This is a genomic window from Nonomuraea fuscirosea (assembly GCF_035917475.1).
GTDB lineage: Bacteria > Actinomycetota > Actinomycetes > Streptosporangiales > Streptosporangiaceae > Nonomuraea > Nonomuraea fuscirosea.
Genome location: NZ_CP109074.1, coordinates 9,303,518 through 9,323,930, shown reverse-complemented (window position 1 = coordinate 9,323,930; position 20,413 = coordinate 9,303,518). Strand labels below are relative to the sequence as shown.

The window sequence follows — 20,413 nt, the reverse complement described above, 5'->3', positions numbered from 1 at the left end:
CCTCACGCCGGTTCGACTCTCACGTGCCTGTGGGAACTCAGCGTACTCGCATGACGTGGAGTTTCCCGGGACCTCAGCGCACGGAGTCGGGCGGCCGTCACCGCCGCGCCGGCCAGACCGAAGACCAGCACCGTGACGGAGAGGGGCGCGGGGAAGTAGGTGAGCTGCGCCCAGGTGACCGCCCGGCCGTTCACCAGCACCGACACGAGGTCCGGGTACGCGGCCAGCACCCCGACCGGGACGAGCGCGGGCACCAGCCGTGGCGCGATCCGCCACCAGGGCAGGCCGGAGCGCCCGGCGGCCCAGCGGCGCGCCCGCAGCACGCCCATGACGCCCAGCCCGGCCGCGACGAGCGCGAGCGCGCCCAGCACCGCCTCGAAGAGCTGCCGGTCGGCGCCGGGACCCTGCGGTTCGCGGCCCTCGCTCAGCGCCGTGAGGCCGAGCATGATGTCGTACGTCGGGTCGTACAGGGTGGCGTTGTTGGTCATCACCGCGAAGCCGTAGCCGGTCTTGGGGGAGACGGCCTCGACGGCGTTGTAGGTGAACAGGTTGCCCGAGTGCACGAGCTGCCCGCCCTCCTCGACGCCCCACCCCATCCCGTACGGGCGCAGCTTCGTCGGCCGGTGCATGGTCTCCAGGCTCTCCCGCTTGACCAGCGGCCGGCCGTCGCCCGTCTGGGCGATCAGCCACTTGCCCATGTCGGCGGCGGTGGTGATGACCCCGCCCGCGCCGCTGTCGTCGAGGAACCCGTCCAGTTCCGGCCGGGGCAGCCAGGCGCCGAAGAGCGAGGTGTAGCCGTTCGCCGGCCGTACGTCGGCGGCGGAGACGGCGCTGGTGCGCATGCCGAGCGGTCCGAACACCCGGTCGCGCAGGTAGTCGCCGAACGTCCGGCCCGAGGCGACCTCCACCAGCCGCGCGGCCAGGTCGTAGTTGACGTTGCAGTACTCGTAGCGGGTGCCGGGGTCGGCGGCGAGCCGGGAGCCGGCCAGGCGGGCGGTGTAGTCGGCCAGCGAGGTGGCGCGTTCGGTCGCGGCGATGTCGATCGTGCGGTCCGACAGCCCCGAGGTCTGGTTGAGCAGCTGCCGTACGGTGATGCGGGCCGCACGGGGGTCGGCCATCGCGAACCCGGGCACCTGCGCGGCCACCGGCTCGTCCAGCTTGATCCTGCCGCGCTCCACGAGCGTCATGACGGCCATGGCGGTGAACGACTTGCTCACCGAGGCCACCCGCATGGGGGTGTCGGCGGTGACGGGACGGCCGTCGGAGTCGTGGCCGTAGCCGGCGGCGTGCACGACCTCGCCGCCGTGCGTCACGACCACGGACAGGCCGGGCACCCCGGTGGTCTCCATGGCCTCGCGCAGGTAGGAGTCGACGGCGGCGGGCGTCAGTTCGGCGGGCGCCGCCGTGGCGGAAGCGGGGCTGAGGGCGAGAGCGAGAGACAGAAGGAGTTTCACGCTGAAGAACCTAGGAAGACCAGGCCCTCTTCCGTATCCGCCGACCGTCCATGACCACCCCTGACGAAAGTCAGGTCTCGGGCAGCCGCTCGGGAGCGACCTCGCGTACCTGCTGGAAGATCATCGAGGTGCGCCAGCCGACGATCTCCTTGCGCTTGCTCAGCCGGTCGAGCAGGAACCCGTGCAGGTGGTCGAGATCCCTGACGCCCACGTGCAGCAGGAAGTCGTCGCCGCCGGACAGCACGTACACGCTCATGACCTCCGGCATGGCGGCCGCCGACGACTTGAACGCGTTGATCACCGCGCGGCTCAGCGGCCGCACCTGGACCGAGACCATCGCCTGGACGCCGCGGTTGAGCGCGGCGGGGTCGATGTCGGCGTGATAGCCGCGGATCACCCCTTTGCGGGTCAACGCCCTGACCCGCTCCAGGCAGGTCGAGGGGGCGATGCCGAGTTGCCTGGCCAGCTCGCGGTTGGACTGCCGGGCATCCGTTTGGAGCAGGCGCACGATCGCCGAATCTAGTTCGTCCATGGTGCCAGATTGCCATGCGATTTCGGCCGGGCGTTCGGTTGGGCAGCTTGCGGACCGAACGACTGAACTAGTTTCAGGCGTCATGAGTGGACGAATGGGAGCCTGGCAGGGGACGGCGCTGCTGGTGGGCGCGGTGCTGGGGCCGGGCATGCTGGTGCTGCCGCACCTGGCCGCGAGCGCGGCGGGGCCCGCCTCCGTGCTGGCCTGGGCGGGGATGCTCGCGCTGAGCGTGCCCGTCGCGCTGACCTTCGCCGCCCTCGGCTCGCGCTATCCGGGCGGCGGGGGAGTGGCCGCCGTCGTCGGCCTGGCGTTCGGCCGGCCCGCCGCCGCCGTGGCCGGCTGGTGGTTCTACGGCGCCGTGCCGATCGGCACCGTCGCGGGCGCGCTCGTCGGCGGCCGGTACGTCGAAGCCGCCCTCGGCGTGAACGCCACCCTGGCCGCCTGCCTGATCCTGGCGGCCGCGTTCGCGGCCAACGCCGCCGGGCTGCGCACCTCGGGGCGGCTGCAGATCGTCATGGTCACCCTGCTCGTCACGCTGCTGGCCACCGCGGTCATCACCGCCGTCCCGCACGCCGACGCGGCCAACTTCACCCCCTTCGCCCCGTACGGCGCCGCGGGCGTGGCGGGCGCGGCCGGTGTGCTCATGTTCGCGTTCGTCGGCTGGGAGGCCGCAAGCCACCTGTCCGGCGAGTTCGCCGACGGGAAGAAGGGCCTGCTGCGGGCCACGGTGGTGACTCTGATCGTGATCGGCGTGCTGTACGCGGGCGTCGCCGTCACCTCCGTCGGCGTGCTCGGCGCGGACATGACCGGCGTGCCGCTGACCGCGATGCTGGAGACGGGCATCGGCCCGGCGGCGCGGCCGGTCACCGGGGTGGTGGCGGTGCTGCTGTCGTTCGGGGCGGTCAACACCTACATCGCCGGGGCGGCCCGGCTGGGGGCGGCCCTGGCCAGGGACAAGGCGCTGCCCGGCTGGTTCGCCCAGGGCGGAGGGCCGGGCGAGACGCCGTACCGGAGCCTCGGGCTGGTGCTCGCCCTCAGCGTGCCGGTGCTGGTGTGGGGCGCGGACCTGGACCTGCTCATGCGGGCCACCTCGGCCTGCCTGGCGGCGGTCACCTCGGCCGGGGTCGCGGCGGCCGTGCGCATGTTGCCCGCCGGCCGGCACCGGACCACGGCCGTGATCGGGACCGGGATGTCGCTGCTGGGGCTCGCCTCCTGCGGTCTCTACCTGGTGGTGCCCGCCGCACTGGCGCTGGTGGCGGTCGGAGCGCTGAAGGTGAATGCTCGCCGTTCGTACAAAATCGGGCTATAAACGGGCGACAGGGCGCCGTCAGGCGGGCAGTACTCATGAGCACAAGACGGCGCAACGTCGGGAGGTGCGATGACCGAGCCCACCAAGTACGCGGAGTCCAGGGAAGTCGGCGAGCAGGCACGCGAGAAGGAGTGGACGCGTCCCAGCTTCGCCAAGCAGCTCTTCCTCGGTGACTTCCGGCTGGATCTGGTGCATCCGGCCCCAACCCCGCCCGACGAGGCGGCCAAGCGGGGCGAGGAGTTCGTCCGGGCGGTACGGCGCTACCTCGACGCGCACGTGGACCCCGCCCTCATCGAGCGGACCGCCCAGGTGCCGGACGACGTGGTGAAGGGGCTGGCGGAGCTCGGCGCGTTCGGGATCACGATCAAGGAGGAGTACGGCGGGCTCGGGCTGCCGTACCTGTACTACTGCCGCACCCTCATGCTCGTCGGCTCCTACTGCCCGGCGCTGGCCACGCTGCTGTCGGCGCACCAGTCGATCGGCGTGCCCCAGCCGCTCAAGCTCTTCGGCACCGAGGAGCAGAAGCGCGAGTTCCTGCCCAGGTGCGCGGCGGGGGAGATCTCGGCGTTCCTGCTCACCGAGCCCGACGTCGGCTCCGACCCGGCCCGCCTGGGCACCACCGCCGTACGCGACGGCGACGACTACGTGCTCGACGGCGTGAAGCTGTGGACCACGAACGGCGTCGTCGCCGACCTGCTCGTGGTGATGGCCAGGACCGGCAAGAAGATCAGCGCGTTCATCGTCGAGGCCGACTCGCCCGGCATCACGGTCAAGCGGCGCAACTCATTCATGGGACTGCGCGGCATCGAGAACGGCGTCACCGAGTTCTCCCAGGTCAGAGTGCCGGCCAAGAACCTCATCGGGCGTGAGGGCGAAGGGCTGAAGATCGCCCTCACCACGCTGAACACCGGCCGCCTGTCGCTGCCCGCCACGTGCGCGGGCAACGCCAAGTGGGCCGTCAAGATCGCCCGCGAGTGGGGCAACGAGCGCGAGCAGTGGGGGCGCAAGGTCGGCCGGCACGAGGCCGTGGCCACGAAGATCGCCTTCATCGCAGCCAGCGCGTACGCGCTCGAAGCCGTCTGCGAGCTGAGCAGCCGCCTGGCCGACGACCAGCGCAACGACATCAGGATCGAGGCGGCGCTGGCCAAGCTGTACGCCTCGGAACTGTCGTACCAGGTGCTCGACGAACTGGTCCAGATGAGGGGCGGGCGCGGCTACGAGACGGCCGAGTCGCTCGCCGCCCGGGGCGAGCGCGGCGTGCCCGCCGAGCAGATGTTGCGCGACTCGCGCATCAACCGCATCTTCGAGGGCTCGTCCGAGATCATGCACCTGATGATCACCCGCGAGGCGGTGGACGCGCACCTGTCGGCCGCCGGCGAGCTGATCAACCCCGAGGCGGGCCGTCAGGAACGCGCGCAGGCGCTGCGCCGGGCCAGCCGCTTCTACGCCAAGTGGCTGCCCACACTGGTGGCCGGCACGGGCAACCTGCCCACCTCGTACGCCGACTTCGGCCCGCTGGCCGCCCACCTGCGCTTCGTGGAGCGGACCAGCAGGAAACTGGCCAGGTCCACCTTCTACGGCATGTCCCGCTGGCAGAGCAGGCTGGAGCACAAACAGTCCTTCCTCGGCCGGATCGTGGACATCGGGGCCGAACTGTTCGCCATGACCGCCGTCTGCCTCAAGGCCGAGGAGGACGCCAAGGACTTGGGGCGCAGGCCGTACGAGCTCGCCGACACCTTCTGCCACCAGGCACGACGCCGCGTGGACGAGCTCTTCGACCGGCTCTGGGACAACAGCGACAGCCACGACGTGCGCCTGGCGAACTATGTCCTGGAGGGCCGCTACACCTTCGTCGAGGAGGGCATTCTCGACCCGTCGATCGAGGGTCCGTGGATCGGCACGCCGTCGGGCGGGGAGAACGTGCGGCGGAAGATCATCTGACATCCGGTCTAGACCGGATGTGCGGTCTGGTTTCCGCGAGTGTTGTCAAAACGAGACGGACCGGTATAGACCGGCCGCTCAACTCAGGCTTACGCTGACGCAAACGCGGGCGAGCCGTTACTCGCGCGCCTCATCCCCCTGGGCTGGGTCCGCCGGCTGGTACGGACCAGCTCGGCCCGGCCCGACGAGAAGGCGGTATCTCCAGTGAACATCAAGCTTGTGAGCGGCGCCGCTCTCGGCCTTGCCACGATGCTGGTCCTGTCCAGTTGCGGCTCTGGCGGCTCCGGCGGAGGCGACGACACCCAGGCGTCCGGCGGCGGTCCGGTCACGCTGAAGATGGTCGCGGCCGACTACGGCGACGGCCCCGGCAAGCCGAACTCCGGTGAGACGTTCTGGAAGGGCGTCGTGGACGAGTTCCAGGCGGCCAACCCGAACATCAAGGTCGAGGTCCAGGTCATCAACTGGAACGACATCGACAAGCAGGTCGCCACCATGATCCAGAACGGTCAGGTGCCCGACATCCTGCAGACCGGCGACTACTCCGGCTTCGTCGCCGACAAGCTCCTCTACAAGGTGGACGAGGTCCTGTCGCCGAACGTCTCCGGCGACATGCTGCAGAAGTTCGCCGACTTCGGCAAGGTCGACGGCGCCGCGTACGGCATCCCGTTCGTCTCCTCCGCCCGCGCCCTGTTCTACAACAAGGACCTCTTCGAGAAGGCCGGCATCGCCGAGCCGCCGAAGACGTGGGACGAGCTCAAGGCCGCCGCCGAGAAGCTGAAGGGCGCCGGCGTGACGCAGCCGTTCGGCCTGCCGCTCGGCCAGGAGGAGGCCCAGGCCGAGTCCTTCCTGTGGATGCTGGGCAACGGCGGCGGCTACAAGGACGCCTCCGGCAAGTGGTCGATCAACTCCCCGCAGAACGTCGAGACGTTCACGTACGTGAAGGGCCTGGTCGACGCCGGGCTGACCACCCCCAACCCGGGCACCAAGGACCGCAAGACGGTCTGGGAGGACTTCGGCGCGGGCAAGGTCGGCATGGTCAACGGCGGCCCCATGTCCATCCCGATCTTCGACGCGGCCGGCCTGAAGAACTACGGCGTCGCGCCCATCCCCGGCAAGGCCGGACCGCTCGACACCACGCTCGGCGTCATGGACTGGATCATGGCGTTCAACAAGAACGGCCACGCCGCCGAGATCAAGAAGTTCTTCGACTTCTTCTACACCGGCAACGCCGCCCAGAAGATCTCCGACACCTACAAGCTGCTGCCCGTCACCAACGGCGGCATCGAGAAGCTGTCGAGCGACGAGAAGCTCAAGCCGTTCCTCGATGCGCTGCCCAACGCCAGCTTCTACCCCTTCCAGGACCCCAAGTGGGCCGAGGTGAACCCCGCCATCAAGCAGACCATCGGCGGCGCCGTCAAGGACGACCCCGCCAAGGTCCTCGGTGAGCTGCAGAAGACCGCCGAAGCGGCCGGCTGATCCAGCGGGACGCGGATACGGCCGGCACTCGCCGGCCGTATCGTCGTGGAAAGGTGTCTCATGAGAAGGTTGCGCGCCCTGGAGCCCCTCGCCTGGGTCGGGCCCGCCATCGTCCTGATCGCCCTCGTCGTGCTCTGGCCCGTGATCGAGATGATCAGGTCCTCGTTCCTGGAGATCAGCCGGCTCGGCGTGGAACGCGGCTACACCGGCTTCGCCAACTACGAGAAGCTGTTCGGCGAGAAGGACTTCGCCGACATCATGGTCCGCAGCGTGATCTGGGTCGTCGCCGTCGTGGTGCTCACCGTGCTGCTCTCGCTGGCTCTGGCCCAGCTGTTCAACCAGCGCTTCCCGCTGCGCAAGGTGGCCCGCTGGGCGCTCATCGCGCCCTGGGCCGCGTCGGTGCTCATGACCGCGATCATCTTCAAGTGGATGCTCGACCCCGAGGTCGGCGTGATCAACCAGATCCGGCTGAAACTCGGGTGGATCGACGCCATGGGCGGAGCCGCCGCCGACCAGCTCGGTGACGCCTCCACCGCCATGCCGTGGCTGGTGTTCGTCGCGGTGTTCGTGTCGGTGCCGTTCACCACGTACGCGCTGCTCGCCGGGCTCGCGACGATCCCCGCCGACGTGTACGAGGCCGCCCGCATGGACGGAGCCGGACGCCTGCGGACGTACTGGTCGATCACACTGCCGCTGCTGCGCCCCGCGCTCACCGTGGCCGCGCTGATCAACGTCATGAACGTCTTCAACAGCTTCCCGATCATCTGGGCCATGACGCACGGCCAGCCCGGCTACTCCACGGCCACGTCGACGATCCTCATGTACATCCTCAAAGGATCCGACATCGGCGAATCGGCCGCCATGTCCGTCGTCAACTTCGGCATGGTGATCGTGCTGACCGTGATCTTCCTGCGGGTGTCGCGGTGGAACAAGGAGGTGACGTGATGGCCGTCAAGACCATGCCGTCGCAGACCAGGCCACACCATCACGCCCGCGCCGGCGGGGGCGGCGGCGCCGCCCGCGCCATGCCCAGGCTCAAGACGGTCCTCGTCGCGGGCACCGCCTACGTCGTCTCGCTGCTGTTCCTGTTCCCGTACGTGGTCATGCTGCTGACCTCGCTGCGCTCCCAGGACTCGCTGCGCGAGGTGACGTTCTGGCCGCGCGAGTGGATCTGGTCGAACCTGGCCGACTTCTGGGGCACCGGCCTGGCCGCCAACCTCTGGGTCACGATCAAGGTGGCGGCCGGATCGACCGTGCTGGTGCTGCTGGTGGCTCTGCCGGCCGCGTACTACTCGGCCCGGCACCAGTTCAAGGGACGCACCGCGTTCCTGGTGCTCGTGCTGATCACGCAGATGTTCCAGCCCACGGCCATGGTCGTCGGCATCTACCGCGAGTTCTTCCAGTTCGGGCTGGTGGACTCGATCTGGGCGCTGATCCTGGTCAACGGCGGGTTCAACCTGGCGTTCGCGGTGTGGATCCTGAACGCGTACTTCTCCTCCATCCCGCGCGAGCTGGAGGAGGCCGCCTTCATCGACGGCAACGGGCGCTTCGGCGCGATGTTCCGGATCACGCTGCCGCTGGCCATGCCCGGCGTCATCACCGCGCTGATCTTCACGTTCATCGCCGCGTGGAACGAGTTCGTGGTCGCGCTGACCCTGACCACGACCACGGCCAACCAGCCTCTTCCCGTGGCGCTCAACTCGTTCATCGGGCAGTACCAGGTGGACTGGCAGAACCTGTTCGCCGGCTCGGTGATCGCCACCATCCCGGTGATCATCCTGTTCGCCCTGATCGAGCGGAAGGTGGTCGGCGGCCTGACCGCCGGCTCCATCAAGTAGACCGTCCGGCCGCCCCGGTGACCCCTGGGCGCGGCCGGGCGGTTCAGTCCTGCTTGGGTACGGGGACGCGGGCCACGCAGAACACCGTCTGGCCGAACGGCGGCGTGATGAACCGCTCGATGAAGCGCGTCGTCGGCACCACCGTACGGTCGTAGATCTTGACCAGCCGCGGGTCCGGATAGCCCACGCCACCCCGGCGCACCGCCGCCCACCAGGCGATGCCGCCCAGGAAGTTGATCGGCTTGAGCACCTCGACGTCCAGCCCCGCCTTGGCCACCGTGGTGCCGAGCGTCTTGGGCGTGTAACGCTGGACGTGACCCACCTTGCGGTCGAAGTCGCCATAAAGCTGCGGATAGCCGGGCACCCAGATGATGATCCGCCCGCCCGGCTGCGTGACGCGCGCCAGCGAACGCAGCGCCTCGGCGTCCTCCTCGATGTGCTCCAGCACGTTCATCATGACGACGGTGTCGACCTTGTCGTCCAGCGGGATGTCCGTCGGCAGGCCGAACTGCAGCACGCTGATGTCGTCGCGGTCGGCGAAGCGCTTCTCCAGCTGCTCGACGCAGTAGGGGTCGAAGTCGCTCACGACCAGGCGGTCGAGGCGCGGCATGAACTGCTCGGCGAAGTGGCCCAGCCCCGAGCCGATCTCCAGCATCGAGCGGCCGACATGCGGGGCGACCATGTCGAACTCGTACTGCCGGTAGTTCTTGGCCTCGTCCCCACCCAGGTGGTTCTCCAGGGCCTCGTCACCGGCCGCCGGTTGCACTACACGGTCATACCCAGAAGACATATTCCCGTTCCTTCAAGGGGCTCATGGATTGCCCGAGTCTAATGCCCCGCATCGTCATGAGGATGACACGATCAGCGAAACGCCCTTCCCCAAGTGCCCGGGATGCGGTGGAATCTGACTCGTCATGGACGACGACGAGGCGGTCACGCGCTCGCTCGACGGTGACCTGGCCGCCTACGAGGTGCTGGTCGCCCGCTACAGCGCGCTCGCCCACCGCACCGCCGCCATGCTCGGGGCGGGTGACGAGGCGGAGGACGTCGTCCAGGAGGCTTTCGTCAAGGCGTTCCGGCACCTGCCGGGCTTCCGCAGGGACGCGCCGTTCCGGCCCTGGCTGCTGCGCATCGTGGCCAACGAGACCCACAACCTGACCCGCTCCCGCGGGCGGCGCTCCGACCTGGCGCTGCGCCTCGCCGCCGGCGCCGATCCGGTCGCGCCCGACGACCCCGAGGGCGCCGCCGTGGCCGGCGACCGGCGCTCGCGGCTGCTGGCCGCCGTACGCCGGCTGCCGGAACGGGAACGTCAGGCGGTCGTCTGCCGGTACTTCTTACAGCTGAGCGAGGCGGAGACCGCGCAGGTGCTCGACTGGCCGGTCGGCACCGTCAAGTCCAGCACGCACCGGGGGCTGGCCCGGCTGAGGGAGGAGGTGGGCGGTGAACTCGCGTGAACCCTTCGACGACCTGGAGGCCGAACTCCTGGCACTCGGCGACCTCCTCGACACGCCCGCGCCACCACCACCCGCCGACGTCGCCGCCGCCGTCCGCGCCCGCCTGGAACAGCCCGACCCGGCGGTCACTGACCCCGCCACTGACCCCGCCACCGGCCTTGACCCGGACCCCGGCGCCGTGGACGGTCCGGGCCCTGAGGACGGTCCCGATCCGGCGCACGGGCCCGTTGCCGTGCCTGTGCGGCCGCACTCCCGGGTGCCTGCCCGGCGGGGTCGGCGGTGGGCGGTCGTGGCGGCCGTGGTCGCCGTCGTCATCGCCGTCACGGCCGCCACCCCCCAAGGGCGCGCCGCCGTGGCGTACATCCTCCGCTTCGCCGGCATCGAGCTGCGGGTCGGCGACACCCCGCCGCCGCCCGTCACCACCACGGCCGGGCTCCCGGGGGAGCACACCGTGCCGCCGTCCGCCGTCGCGGGCCAGGCGCGCTTCCCGGTCAGGACCCCCGCGGCCCTCGGCCCCCCGCAGCGCGTGACGGTCGCCGACGGCGGCCGGGTGGTGTCCATGTTCTGGCCGGACGGCGTCCGCCTGGACCAGTTCGACGGCGCCATGGACCCGTACTTCTTCAAGAAGCTCGGCCCGCCCTACCCCGACCACATCCTGGTCGGCGGGCGCTCCGCCTGGTGGCTCCCCGGCGCGCACCCCCTCGGTTACATCCGCCGCCAGGACGGCACCGAGGTCCCGCTCCGCCAGGCCGCCCCCACGCTCGTCTGGCAGCAGGGCACGCTCAACTACCGCCTGGAGGGCGCGGCGGACAAGGAGGAGGCCGTCCGCGTCGCCGAGTCACTCGGGTGACGACGTCAGCCAGTCGTCCACACCCTTGAGCAGCTCCTTGCGCACCGTCTCGGGGGCTGTGGAGGAGCGTACGGACTGGCGGGCCAGCTCGGCCACCTCCGCGTCGCCGAATCCGTAGACGTCCCTGGCCAGCTCGTACTGCCGCAGCAGCCGCGTGCCGAACAGCAGCGGGTCGTCGGAGCCCAGCGCGATCGGCACCCCCGCGTCGAACAGCCGGCGCAGCGGCACGTCGGCGGCCCGCTCGACCACCCCTAGGCCCACGTTGGAGGTGGGACAGATCTCGCAGCAGATCTGCCGGTCGGCCAGCCGCTGCATCAGCCAGTCGTCCTCGGCCGCGCGCACCCCGTGGCCGACCCGGTCGGCGCCCAGGTCGTCCACGCACTGCGCGACGCTGCGCGGCCCCATCAGCTCGCCGCCGTGCGGCATGGCCAGCAGCCCGCCGCGCTTGGCGATCCTGAACGCCCGCTCGAAGTCCCTGGCCTGGCTTCGCCGCTCGTCGTTGGACAGCCCGAAGCCGACCACACCCTTGTCGGTGTACTGGACGGCCAGCCGGGCCAGCGTGTTCGCGTCGAGCGGATGGCGGGTCCTGTTCGCCGCCACGATCACCGCGATCCCGATCCCCGCGTGCGCCGACGCCTGGCGTACCGCGTCCAGCATCAGCTCCAGCGTGGCCGTCAGCCCGCCGAAGCGCTGGGCGTAGCCCGACGGGTCGACCTGGATCTCCAGCCACCGCGACCCGGCCGCCACCTCGTCCTCGGCCGCCTCACGCAGGAGCCGGTAGACGTGCTCTGGACGGGTCAGCACGGACCTGGCGATGTCGTACAGACGCTGGAACCTGAACCAGCCCCGCTCGTCGGTCGCCCGCAACTTCGGCGGCCAGTCCTGCTCCAGCGCGTCGGGCAGATGCAGCCCCTGGTCCCTGGCCAGCTCGATCAGCGTCGAATGCCGCATCGAGCCGGTGAAGTGCAGGTGGAGATGGGCCTTGGGAAGTGCGTGCAGGGGCCGTGGCATCTGCATATCTTGCCACTCAACCTCCGGGCGGGTCGGCGCGTCGGGGAGGGCGGGGCGACGCCGCACGACGCCGCGGACCTGGTCCAGCACGCGCTGGGAGATCGACGGCGAGGCCGAGTCGCGCAGGATCGCTGAGGGCGTACGTTCCGACCGGCCGAACGTACGGTAGGGAGCGTCCGGGCGGGGGATCATGGAGGGATGATCCCCGAGGGACACGAGCTCGGCCAGAGCGCCCGCGCGGCTCTCGCGGGGCTGGCGCTGGGCGTGACGGCCCTCATCATCTACGGGCTGTTCTCCTCGGGGTTCGGCCGCCCGCCCCGCCTGGCCCTGCCCACCCCGCGCCCCGCCCCCGCCCTGCCTCCCGAGCCCGCGCCGGCCGCCGACCCCGCGCCCGCCTCCGAGCCTGCGGCCGGACCGGCTTCCGGGGTCGCGTCCGACGCTTCGGCGTCCGGACCGGCGGCTACCGTCCCAGGCTCCGAGCGGCCGGCCGCCGCGGGGGCCGTGGGGCCGCGGCCGGTCAGGGCGCTCGCGGTGATCTCCGGCGATCTGTGGCTCACCCACCTGCCCTCGGGTCTCGAACGCGCCGGCGGCGGCGTCCTCGCGCGGCGGCCCGGGGTCGAGAGCGGGGCCTGGGCCAGGTTCGGCGGCGCGGGCCGGTTCGTCGAGGTCCAGGTCGAACGGGGTACGGTCGCCGCCGGCTGGGACCGCTACCGCACCCGCGTCGCCGTGCGGGGCGCCCGTGCCGTCACCGTGCGGGGCGGGCCCGCCCTGGTCGGCCGGCATCCGGCAGGCGGCCGGGTGATCGTCTGGCTCGAACGTCCTGGCACGGGCGCGTGGGTCCGGGTCAGCGATTCGCTCAGTGACGATCTCCTCGCTATTGCCGCCTCCGTTCAGGCTCGTGTAGGAGACTAGGAGCCCTTTCCCCCGGTAATCCGCTCACGTCAAAGGGGAGGTCGATGCGGCGGCTGGCAGCGGTGCTCCTCATGTTCACGCTGACGGCGTGCGGCGTCGGCGGCGACCCCACGCCGCCGCTGCAGGCGACCCTGCCCCCGCCCAAGCCGGTCATCACCCGCAAGAACATGGCCTCGCTGTCCTGCGACGACACCAAGGTGCACGTGCCCGCCGAGATCCCCGGGCTCGACGACGCCGGCAAGTTCGCCCGTCTCGACTCGCTCAGGCAGCGGCTCAAGGTGCGCGGCCGGATCTGGCGCGAGGACGACGAGCGCGTGTACGTCGGCGTGGTGTGCGGGGTGCAGACGGCCGAGCGGTTCTCCACGCTGGTGGCCAGGTCGACGCTGACCCTGTACCAGGGCAAACCGGCGCTGCGCTGGATCACGCGTACGGGCATGCGCAACTTCATGTGGCTGGAGCGGCCGGGCACCGCCGTCTACATCGGCGCGACGCCCGGCCTGGCCACGGAGATCAGGCTGATCGCCGCCGACATCACCGCGGCCTGACCCGCCCCTGCCACCACCGCTTCCATCCACGGCCCCGATCAGACCAGAACCGCTCGAACCGACCCTCATCAGGCCGCGCGAACCGGCCCTGATCGGGTCAGCGGGCCTCGGACAGCAGCTTGCTCAGCCGGCTGACGCCCTCGACCAGGTCCTCATCACCCAGCGCGTAGGACAGCCGGAAGTAACCCGGCGTGCCGAAGGCCTCGCCCGGCACCACGGCCACCTCGGCCTCCTCCAGGATCAGCTCCGCGAGCTCGGCGGACGACTGAGGCCGCCGGCCGCGCAGTTCCTTGCCGATCAGCTCCTTGACCGAGGGATATGCGTAGAACGCCCCCTTCGGCTCCGGGCACAACACGCCCGGGATCTCGTTCAGCATCCGCACCATCGTCTGACGCCGCCGGTCGAACGCCTCGCGCATCTCCGCCACCGCCGACAGATCGCCGGAGACCGCCGCCAGCGCGGCGATCTGCGCCACGTTGGAGACGTTGGAGGTGGCGTGCGACTGCAGGTTGGTCGCGGCCTTGACCACGTCGGACGGCCCGATCAGCCAGCCCACGCGCCAGCCGGTCATCGCGTACGTCTTCGCCACGCCGTTGAGGATCACGACCTTGTCGCCCAGCTCGGGAACGGCGGTGGCGATGCTGGTGAACTCGGCGTCGCCGTAGATCAGGTGCTCGTAGATCTCGTCGGTGACCACCCACAGGCCGTGCTCCGCCGCCCAGCGGCCGATCGCGATCGTCTGCTCGCGCGAGTAGACGGCGCCCGTCGGGTTGGACGGCGAGACGAACAGCAGCGCCTTCGTCCGCTCGGTGCGGGCCGCCTCCAGCTGCTCGACGTCCGCCAGGTAGCCGGTGGACTCGTCGGTCACCACGTCCACCTGGACGCCCCCGGCCAGCTTGATCGCCTCGGGATAGGTCGTCCAGTAGGGGGCCACGACGAGGACCTCGTCGCCCGGGTCGAGCAGCGTCGCGAACGCCTGGTAGACGGCCTGCTTGCCGCCGTTGGTGACGAGCACCTGCGCGGGCTCGGCCGCGTAGCCGGAGTCGCGCAAGGTCTTGGCCGCGATCGCCTTCTTCAGCTCGGGCAGCCCGCCGGCCGGCGTGTACTTGTGGAAGCGCGGGTCGCGGGCCGCCTTGATCGCCGCCTCGACGATGTAGCCGGGCGTCGGGAAGTCGGGCTCGCCGGCGCCGAAGCCGATGACGGGCCGGCCCTCGGCCTTCATCGCCTTCGCCTTGGCGTCCACGGCGAGCGTGGCGGACTCGGAAATCGCGGAAATTCTCGCGGAGATGCGGGGTCGGGTGGACATGTATTCATGTTCCCACGCGGCCCACACGCGGGCGTGACCTGGGCGATCAGGTTTTGGTTCGACGTACCCGGCAATCACCCGTATGCTTTCGCCTGGTCCTTCCGCCGCATGTCGGCGAGCGGTTCGGTCCAGGCAGTGAGTCGATCAGGGTAGTCTGGTCAACGACATAGGGCACTGGCGCAATTGGTAGCGCACCGGTCTCCAAAACCGGCGGTTGGGGGTTCGAGTCCCTCGTGCCCTGCGAGTGCGGTCCGCGCAATGCTTGGCGTGTAAGCGCGCCGCATTACTGCGTTGGATACGACGGATCAGGTGAGGACTGTGGCGATCGACACGCGCGGCGAGACCGCAGACAAGCCTAGTGGCGACAAGAAGGCGCGCACGACTCCTGCCCTCTTCTATCGGCAGGTCGTCAACGAGCTTCGTAAGGTCATCTGGCCGACACGCAAGGATCTCATCACCTACACCACGGTCGTTCTGATATTCGTTCTGATCATGGTTGCGATCGTGTACGGGCTCGACAGCGCCCTGGGATGGGCGGTCCTCCGCGTCTTCGGCGGATCCTGACCGAGACTCCGGCGGTGGTCGCCTGACGGGGTCGCCATTCGATTACCACGAAAGAGGAAGAGTCACCGTGTCCGAGTCTTCAATTCCGGCTGACGGGTCCCGCGACGAGTGGGGCGACGAGCTGGAAGAGGCCACTGAGGAGTCCGCCGAGGCGGCTCTGGAAGAGGCCGAGGTCGAGGAGAGCGACGAGGAGGCGGCCGAGGTCGAGGCTTCCACCGTCGACGACGACGGTGAGGAACTTCCCGAGGTCGACCCGGTCGAGGAGTTCAAGAGCTCGCTGCGCGGGCAGCCCGGCGAGTGGTACGTCATCCATTCCTACGCCGGTTACGAGAACCGGGTGAAGTCCAACATCGAGAGCCGCAACGTCTCGCTCAACATGGAGGACTACATCTACCAGGTCGAGGTGCCCACGCACACCGTCCAGGAGTTCAAGAGCGGCAAGAAGGTCCCGGTCAAGGAGCGGGTGCTGCCCGGCTACGTGCTGGTGCGCATGGAGCTGACCGACGAGTCCTGGGCCGCCGTGCGCAACACGCCCGGTGTGACCGGCTTCGTGGGCCTGTCCAACAAGCCGAGCCCGCTCAGCCTCGACGAGGTCGCCAAGCTGCTGGCGCCCGAGCCGACCGAAGAGGCCAAGAAGGCCAGCACCAAGGCCTCCGCGGGCCCCACGGTCGAGTTCGAGATCGGCGAGTCCGTCACCGTCATGGACGGCCCGTTCGCGACGCTGCCCGCCTCGGTGAGCGAGATCAGCCCCGAGTCGCAGAAGCTCAAGGTGCTCGTGTCGATCTTCGGCCGCGAGACCCCGGTGGAGCTCTCGTTCAACCAGGTCTCGAAGATCTGAGACGATCACATACACTTAGACGTTCGGCTGGCCGCCTCACGCGAAGGGCGGCCTCCGACATGTCAGGGGCGCACCCGCGACCCTGACGGCATCGCAATCAGGACCCGGAGAAGGACTAATGCCTCCGAAGAAGAAGATCGCCGCACTGGTGAAGGTCCAGCTTCCCGCTGGACAGGCCACCCCGGCGCCGCCCGTCGGTACCGCCCTCGGTCCCCACGGCGTCAACATCATGGACTTCGTCAAGCAGTACAACGCTGCGACGGAGGCCCAGCGGGGCAACATCATCCCCGTTGAGATCACCATTTTCGAAGACCGCAGCTTCACCTTCATCACGAAGACGCCGCCGGCGCCCGAGCTGATCAAGAAGGCCCTGGGTCTCGACAAGGGCAGCGCGGTCCCGCACCGCGACAAGGTCGGCAAGCTGAGCCGCGAGCAGCTGCGCAGCATCGCCGAGACGAAGATGCCCGACCTCAACGCCAACGACATCGAGGCGGCCGAGAAGATCATCGCCGGCACCGCCCGGTCGATGGGCATCACCGTCGCCGACTGAGACCTTTCCCCGTAGTCGTGGGAGGGCCGGCACCGCGATCGGCCCGGACACCACAAGGAGTCAACATGCAGCGCAGCAAGGCGCACAAAGACGCGACCGCCAAGGTCGACCGCGACAAGCTCTACACGCCCGTCGAGGCCGCGAAGCTGGCCAAGGAGACGTCGACCACCAAGTTCGACGCCACCGTCGAGGTCGCCCTCCGGCTCGGCGTCGACCCTCGCAAGGCCGACCAGATCGTGCGCGGCACGGTCAACCTTCCGCACGGCACCGGTAAGACCGCCCGGGTCCTGGTCTTCGCGACCGGTGACCGTGCTGAGGCGGCCCGCGAGGCGGGCGCCGACATCGTCGGCGCCGACGAGCTGATCGACGAGATCTCCAAGGGCAACCGGCTCAACGAGTTCGACGCCGTGGTGGCCACGCCGGACCTGATGGGCAAGGTCGGCCGCCTGGGCCGCGTGCTCGGCCCGCGCGGTCTCATGCCCAACCCCAAGACCGGCACCGTGACGCCCGACGTCGCCAAGGCCGTGACGGAGATCAAGGGCGGCAAGATCGAGTTCCGCACCGACCGGCAGGCCAACCTGCACTTCATCATCGGCAAGACGTCGTTCGGCGAGCGCCAGCTCATCGAGAACTACGCCGCCGCCCTCGACGAGGTGCTCCGTCTCAAGCCGTCGGCCGCCAAGGGCCGCTACCTGAAGAAGGTCACCTTCTCCACGACGATGGGCCCGGGCGTCCCGGTCGACCCCAACGTCACCCGCGGCCTCACGGCCGAGCTGGAGAGCTGACCGCTCCCCGCAGAGCTTCACCACGCCCCCGTCCGGTGCTTCCGGACGGGGGCGTTCTGCGTCCCTCACCCTGTTCGGGGCTGACCGGCATGACGGGCCTGTTCGGGGCTGACGGGCGCGAAGGCCTGCGCAGAGTCGCCGCCGGACGACCGGGCCGCCTCTGCCGGCTGTGCCTTCGTCCGGAGCTCTCCGGTAGTGCAGACCGGCTGTCGCCCCAGACGGGCTGCCGGACGGCGGTGTCGCCGTTGCGGACGCCGGTCGTCCGCGGTGGGTCGCCGGAAGGCCGTGTCGGCGGGTCGTCGGCGATGGGCTTGCGAGAGGCGGTGGTGCGGGGCGTTCGTGCGGGCGTCCTGAGTGGGTGACGTAACTCGTTCGCGGGGGCCGTCAACCGAATGTGCGGGCCGGCCGGTAGTCATCGCTGGAGTCGATGAGACGGAGATGACTGATGGACGACGGGTTCGCCGAGTACGTGGCGCACCGCCATTTACGGCTGTGCCGGATGGCGTACCTCCTGACCCGGGACTGGGGTACGGCCGAGGATCTGGTGCAGACGGCGCTGGCCAAGGCATGGGTGGCCTGGCGGCGGATCGAGGGGAATCCGGACCCGTACGTGTATCGGATCATCGTGAACACCCACGCCTCGTGGTGGCGGCGGCTGTGGCGGGGTGAGGTGCCGGTCGAGACCTTTCCCGAGACGGCCGACCCGCGCGATCAGACCGCCGTGGCGGACGACCGGGCGGCGTTGTGGAACGCCATCGGCGCCCTGTCACCGCGTCAGCGGGCGGTGATCGTCCTGCACTACTTCGAGGGGCGCACGCTCGCCCAGGTCGCCGAGATCGTCGGCTGCTCGCTGGGCGCGGTCAAGAGCCAGCTCGGCAGGGCCCTGACCCGTCTCAGGGTCGACCCGGACATCCGCACGATGCACCTGGAGGAGTCGCAGCGATGAGGGAGACAAGGGAGACGGGGGAGCCGGGGATGAGGCGTACGGAGAGCGGCCTGCGCGCGATGCTGGAGGAGCGCGCCGGCGACGGGGCCGGCGCGGAGCCGAGCCCGCACCTCGACCGGATCATCCGGCGGGGCCGCCGGACGCGGGCGACCAGGCGAGCGCTGAGCGTCGGAGCGGCGCTGGCGGTCACTGTCACGGCCACCGCCGCCGTCCTGCTGGCGGGCTCCATCACGGGCACGGGTCTCGTCCGTCCGGATGAACCGGCCGTGGTGGCTCGGCAACCCGACTCCGCGCAGGTCGAGACGGGCCCAGAACTCCCCGAGACCTTCCCCGTCGTCCTCGGAGCCAAGAGGTACTCCATTCCCCTCCTGCACGCCGAGCGCTTCGCCACGACGGGCGTGGGCAGGACGGTGACGTTCACCCCGACGAGCACCGACACCGGCTTCAAGGTGGTCTGCGGCGACCCGAACGCCTGGCTCGTCCTCTCGGGCCCGGTCAAGGGCGGCGAACTCAGCGGCACGGCCGGGCGGTGCGGGAACGGAGGAGGGGGCCATCACGACCATCGCTCCGCGCCCACCGGATGGCTCAAGGGCCCGCAGAAGATACAGGTGTGGGTCTTCCCCCCGGACGCGCCCGTCGTCGAGGTCGCCGAGGAGCTCGGCCGCTGCCTGCCGGTCCCGGCTTCGGCGCCGTGCGACGAGGGGGCGGCCGGGCGTGCGCTCTTCCGCAAGGACGTGCGCGAACGGCTCTTGGCGAAGGTGAGCGAGCAGCCTGGCACGTGGGCGGTCGGCGTGTACGACCACCCGCCCGTCGGCACCTCCGCGACCACCACAAGCCCGTCCCCGACTGCGGGTTCGTCCGAGACCACAGGTTCGTCCGTGTCCGCTGGATCGTCCGCGACCTCAGACCCGTCCGTGCGCACAGGCCGTCCGTGATCTCGCGGGCGAATCGCGGGGATTCGCCGGATCCGTACGGGGACACGATCTTGCAGGTGAGGGCGGCTGCGGCGGGGAATGTGTGGAAAGTGTGCGGGGCGTGTGAGGGATAACCCTGGGTTTTCCCTTATTTGTGAGGGGAAGACGCCCCGGCGAGAGCACTTAAACGTAAGGTCAAAACATGCTGAAGCGCACGATAAGTATGACCGCGGCCGGAGCCGCGCTCGTCGTAGCCGCGGTCGCCGGTTGTGGATCGAACGCGCAGCCCATCCAGGTCAACCTGGCCGCCTCCGAGGTGCTCGCGCAGGCCGCGCAGAAGACGTCGGATGTCACCAGTTACACGGTCGACGCCGTGGTGAACCTCTCGCACGCGCAGGAGGGCGACGGCAAGGTCCAGGGCCGCATGCTCTACCAGAGCAAGCCCGAGCTGGCCGTCGACCTCACGCTGGACACCGTCGACATGGGCGGGCGCAGCGTTCCGGGTGGTGTGCGGGCGGTGCTGCAGGGCGACACCGTCTACGTCAAGGTCGAGGCGCTGAAGGAGCTCCTGGGCGGCACCAAGCCGTGGATCAAGGTCTCGCTGAGCGAGATGGGCGGCGACTCGGCCCAGGTGAGTCAGTACCTCACCCAGATCCAGCAGTTCGACCTCGGCAACATGACCAAGCTCGTCACGGCCTCGCAGGACGTCAAGTCCGTCGGGACCGAGAGCGTCAACAACGAGGACACGACCCACTACAGCGGGACGTTCCCTGTCGACGCGGCCGTGCAGCAGCTGCCGGCCGACAAGCAGGAGCAGGCCCGTGAAGGTCTGGCCGAGCTGAAGGACGTCAAGTTCGACATCTGGGTGGCCGCCGACGGGCTGCCGCGCAAGCTCGCGCTGAACGGCTCCAAGGAGGGCGCAACGCTCGACGCCACCCTGTTCTTCAAGGACTTCAACAAGGCCGTCAACATCCAGACGCCGCCCGCCGACCAGGTCGGAGAGCTGCCCAAGGGTACGAACAACTGAGAACGATTTGGAAACTCGGCGGCCAGCGCGTAGTCTGGTCGTTGCCGAAGACCGCCGGTCGTCGTCAGGTGCCTCAAAGCCTGGCGACCGAAGGATCCACATTCTGTGGACGGCCCGCGCAGGTGTGATACGAGTTTCCCACGTGGAGTGATCCGTGTGTG

Annotated in this window: 21 protein-coding genes and 1 tRNA gene; 17 read left to right on the top strand and 5 right to left on the bottom strand. The window is 69.9% G+C overall.

Going from position 1 to position 20,413, the window contains the following annotated elements:
- Positions 1-2: 2 nt before the first annotated feature.
- Together OIE67_RS42430 and OIE67_RS42425 are read right to left on the bottom strand one after the other, a co-directional pair.
- Complete coding sequence (locus OIE67_RS42430) at positions 3-1,454, bottom strand: serine hydrolase domain-containing protein (RefSeq protein ID WP_326631156.1); 1,452 nt, start codon at positions 1,452-1,454, stop codon at positions 3-5.
- Positions 1,455-1,524: 70 nt separating this feature from the next.
- On the bottom strand, positions 1,525-1,986 hold the full coding sequence (locus OIE67_RS42425) for an Lrp/AsnC family transcriptional regulator (RefSeq protein WP_106244299.1): 462 nt from the start codon (positions 1,984-1,986) through the stop codon (positions 1,525-1,527).
- 82 nt (positions 1,987-2,068) lie between these two features.
- Between OIE67_RS42425 and OIE67_RS42420 the strand changes: the two genes are divergently transcribed.
- From OIE67_RS42420 to OIE67_RS42400, 5 genes are all read left to right on the top strand, one after another.
- On the top strand, positions 2,069-3,295 hold the full coding sequence (locus OIE67_RS42420) for an APC family permease (protein WP_326631152.1): 1,227 nt from the start codon (positions 2,069-2,071) through the stop codon (positions 3,293-3,295).
- 69 nt (positions 3,296-3,364) lie between these two features.
- The gene (locus tag OIE67_RS42415) at positions 3,365-5,236 is read left to right on the top strand and encodes an acyl-CoA dehydrogenase family protein (protein ID WP_326631149.1); all 1,872 of its coding nucleotides are present in this window, start codon (positions 3,365-3,367) and stop codon (positions 5,234-5,236) included.
- A 204-nt stretch (positions 5,237-5,440) separates the two neighbouring features.
- Complete coding sequence (locus OIE67_RS42410; protein WP_326631147.1) at positions 5,441-6,712, top strand: extracellular solute-binding protein; 1,272 nt, start codon at positions 5,441-5,443, stop codon at positions 6,710-6,712.
- A gap of 60 nt (positions 6,713-6,772) precedes the next feature.
- A complete protein-coding gene (locus OIE67_RS42405) occupies positions 6,773-7,657 on the top strand; it encodes a carbohydrate ABC transporter permease (RefSeq protein WP_245956031.1) in 885 nt (294 codons plus the stop codon).
- Positions 7,657-8,550 carry a carbohydrate ABC transporter permease gene (locus OIE67_RS42400; protein ID WP_326631145.1) on the top strand — a complete coding sequence of 298 codons (894 nt, stop codon included), beginning with the start codon at positions 7,657-7,659 and terminating at the stop codon, positions 8,548-8,550. The genes OIE67_RS42405 and OIE67_RS42400 overlap by 1 nt, the downstream gene beginning before the upstream one ends.
- Positions 8,551-8,593: 43 nt before the next feature.
- Here OIE67_RS42400 and OIE67_RS42395 read toward each other — a convergent pair whose 3' ends face one another.
- The gene (locus OIE67_RS42395) at positions 8,594-9,340 is read right to left on the bottom strand and encodes a class I SAM-dependent methyltransferase (protein ID WP_106244309.1); all 747 of its coding nucleotides are present in this window, start codon (positions 9,338-9,340) and stop codon (positions 8,594-8,596) included.
- Positions 9,341-9,464: 124 nt separating this feature from the next.
- Between OIE67_RS42395 and OIE67_RS42390 the strand changes: the two genes are divergently transcribed.
- Together OIE67_RS42390 and OIE67_RS42385 are read left to right on the top strand one after the other, a co-directional pair.
- The gene (locus OIE67_RS42390; protein ID WP_106244311.1) at positions 9,465-10,004 is read left to right on the top strand and encodes an RNA polymerase sigma factor; all 540 of its coding nucleotides are present in this window, start codon (positions 9,465-9,467) and stop codon (positions 10,002-10,004) included.
- The gene (locus tag OIE67_RS42385; protein ID WP_326631142.1) at positions 9,991-10,854 is read left to right on the top strand and encodes a hypothetical protein; all 864 of its coding nucleotides are present in this window, start codon (positions 9,991-9,993) and stop codon (positions 10,852-10,854) included. The genes OIE67_RS42390 and OIE67_RS42385 overlap by 14 nt, the downstream gene beginning before the upstream one ends.
- Here the strand turns inward: OIE67_RS42385 and OIE67_RS42380 are convergent.
- Positions 10,843-11,865 carry an adenosine deaminase gene (locus OIE67_RS42380; protein ID WP_326645655.1) on the bottom strand — a complete coding sequence of 341 codons (1,023 nt, stop codon included), beginning with the start codon at positions 11,863-11,865 and terminating at the stop codon, positions 10,843-10,845. The two genes, OIE67_RS42385 and OIE67_RS42380, sit on opposite strands and share 12 nt — an antisense overlap.
- 198 nt (positions 11,866-12,063) lie before the next feature.
- Between OIE67_RS42380 and OIE67_RS42375 the strand changes: the two genes are divergently transcribed.
- Positions 12,064-12,777: a hypothetical protein gene (locus OIE67_RS42375; protein WP_326631139.1), complete on the top strand. Its 714-nt coding sequence runs from the start codon at positions 12,064-12,066 to the stop codon at positions 12,775-12,777.
- Between the two features lie 44 nt (positions 12,778-12,821).
- Positions 12,822-13,322: a hypothetical protein gene (locus OIE67_RS42370; RefSeq protein WP_106244315.1), complete on the top strand. Its 501-nt coding sequence runs from the start codon at positions 12,822-12,824 to the stop codon at positions 13,320-13,322.
- Between the two features lie 97 nt (positions 13,323-13,419).
- Here the strand turns inward: OIE67_RS42370 and OIE67_RS42365 are convergent, their stop codons facing one another.
- Positions 13,420-14,628, bottom strand: a complete 1,209-nt coding sequence (locus tag OIE67_RS42365) for a pyridoxal phosphate-dependent aminotransferase (RefSeq protein ID WP_326631136.1) — start codon at positions 14,626-14,628, stop codon at positions 13,420-13,422.
- Between the two features lie 168 nt (positions 14,629-14,796).
- Between OIE67_RS42365 and OIE67_RS42360 the strand changes: the two genes are divergently transcribed.
- From OIE67_RS42360 to OIE67_RS42325, 8 genes are all read left to right on the top strand, one after another.
- Positions 14,797-14,869, top strand: a tRNA-Trp gene (locus tag OIE67_RS42360).
- A 77-nt stretch (positions 14,870-14,946) separates the two neighbouring features.
- The gene (secE, locus tag OIE67_RS42355; RefSeq protein ID WP_181307797.1) at positions 14,947-15,192 is read left to right on the top strand and encodes a preprotein translocase subunit SecE; all 246 of its coding nucleotides are present in this window, start codon (positions 14,947-14,949) and stop codon (positions 15,190-15,192) included.
- A gap of 67 nt (positions 15,193-15,259) precedes the next feature.
- Complete coding sequence (gene nusG / locus OIE67_RS42350; protein WP_326631133.1) at positions 15,260-16,030, top strand: transcription termination/antitermination protein NusG; 771 nt, start codon at positions 15,260-15,262, stop codon at positions 16,028-16,030.
- Positions 16,031-16,148: 118 nt separating this feature from the next.
- On the top strand, positions 16,149-16,580 hold the full coding sequence (rplK, locus tag OIE67_RS42345; protein ID WP_106244322.1) for a 50S ribosomal protein L11: 432 nt from the start codon (positions 16,149-16,151) through the stop codon (positions 16,578-16,580).
- Positions 16,581-16,645: 65 nt separating this feature from the next.
- Entirely contained in the window at positions 16,646-17,365 is a 720-nt protein-coding gene (gene rplA / locus OIE67_RS42340) for a 50S ribosomal protein L1 (protein ID WP_106244324.1), read from the top strand.
- A 445-nt stretch (positions 17,366-17,810) separates the two neighbouring features.
- The gene (locus OIE67_RS42335) at positions 17,811-18,311 is read left to right on the top strand and encodes a SigE family RNA polymerase sigma factor (RefSeq protein ID WP_326631131.1); all 501 of its coding nucleotides are present in this window, start codon (positions 17,811-17,813) and stop codon (positions 18,309-18,311) included.
- Entirely contained in the window at positions 18,308-19,246 is a 939-nt protein-coding gene (locus tag OIE67_RS42330) for a hypothetical protein (protein ID WP_326631129.1), read from the top strand. The genes OIE67_RS42335 and OIE67_RS42330 overlap by 4 nt, the downstream gene beginning before the upstream one ends.
- A 181-nt stretch (positions 19,247-19,427) precedes the next feature.
- Entirely contained in the window at positions 19,428-20,252 is an 825-nt protein-coding gene (locus OIE67_RS42325; RefSeq protein ID WP_245956033.1) for a LolA-like protein, read from the top strand.
- Positions 20,253-20,413 lie beyond the last annotated feature (161 nt).

Bases quoted from the DNA above. Each gene is read 5' to 3' on its own strand.
- OIE67_RS42425 (WP_106244299.1), bottom strand. From the start codon at position 1,986: ATGGACGAACTAGATTCGGCGATCGTGCGCCTGCTCCAAACGGATGCC.
- OIE67_RS42420 (WP_326631152.1), top strand. From the start codon at position 2,069: ATGAGTGGACGAATGGGAGCCTGGCAGGGGACGGCGCTGCTGGTGGGC.
- OIE67_RS42415 (WP_326631149.1), top strand. From the start codon at position 3,365: ATGACCGAGCCCACCAAGTACGCGGAGTCCAGGGAAGTCGGCGAGCAG.
- OIE67_RS42405 (WP_245956031.1), top strand. From the start codon at position 6,773: ATGAGAAGGTTGCGCGCCCTGGAGCCCCTCGCCTGGGTCGGGCCCGCC.
- OIE67_RS42400 (WP_326631145.1), top strand. From the start codon at position 7,657: ATGGCCGTCAAGACCATGCCGTCGCAGACCAGGCCACACCATCACGCC.
- OIE67_RS42395 (WP_106244309.1), bottom strand. From the start codon at position 9,340: ATGTCTTCTGGGTATGACCGTGTAGTGCAACCGGCGGCCGGTGACGAG.
- OIE67_RS42390 (WP_106244311.1), top strand. From the start codon at position 9,465: ATGGACGACGACGAGGCGGTCACGCGCTCGCTCGACGGTGACCTGGCC.
- OIE67_RS42380 (WP_326645655.1), bottom strand. From the start codon at position 11,865: ATGCCACGGCCCCTGCACGCACTTCCCAAGGCCCATCTCCACCTGCAC.
- OIE67_RS42375 (WP_326631139.1), top strand. From the start codon at position 12,064: ATGATCCCCGAGGGACACGAGCTCGGCCAGAGCGCCCGCGCGGCTCTC.
- OIE67_RS42370 (WP_106244315.1), top strand. From the start codon at position 12,822: ATGCGGCGGCTGGCAGCGGTGCTCCTCATGTTCACGCTGACGGCGTGC.
- OIE67_RS42365 (WP_326631136.1), bottom strand. From the start codon at position 14,628: ATGTCCACCCGACCCCGCATCTCCGCGAGAATTTCCGCGATTTCCGAG.
- rplK (WP_106244322.1), top strand. From the start codon at position 16,149: ATGCCTCCGAAGAAGAAGATCGCCGCACTGGTGAAGGTCCAGCTTCCC.
- rplA (WP_106244324.1), top strand. From the start codon at position 16,646: ATGCAGCGCAGCAAGGCGCACAAAGACGCGACCGCCAAGGTCGACCGC.
- OIE67_RS42335 (WP_326631131.1), top strand. From the start codon at position 17,811: ATGGACGACGGGTTCGCCGAGTACGTGGCGCACCGCCATTTACGGCTG.
- OIE67_RS42330 (WP_326631129.1), top strand. From the start codon at position 18,308: ATGAGGGAGACAAGGGAGACGGGGGAGCCGGGGATGAGGCGTACGGAG.
- OIE67_RS42325 (WP_245956033.1), top strand. From the start codon at position 19,428: ATGCTGAAGCGCACGATAAGTATGACCGCGGCCGGAGCCGCGCTCGTC.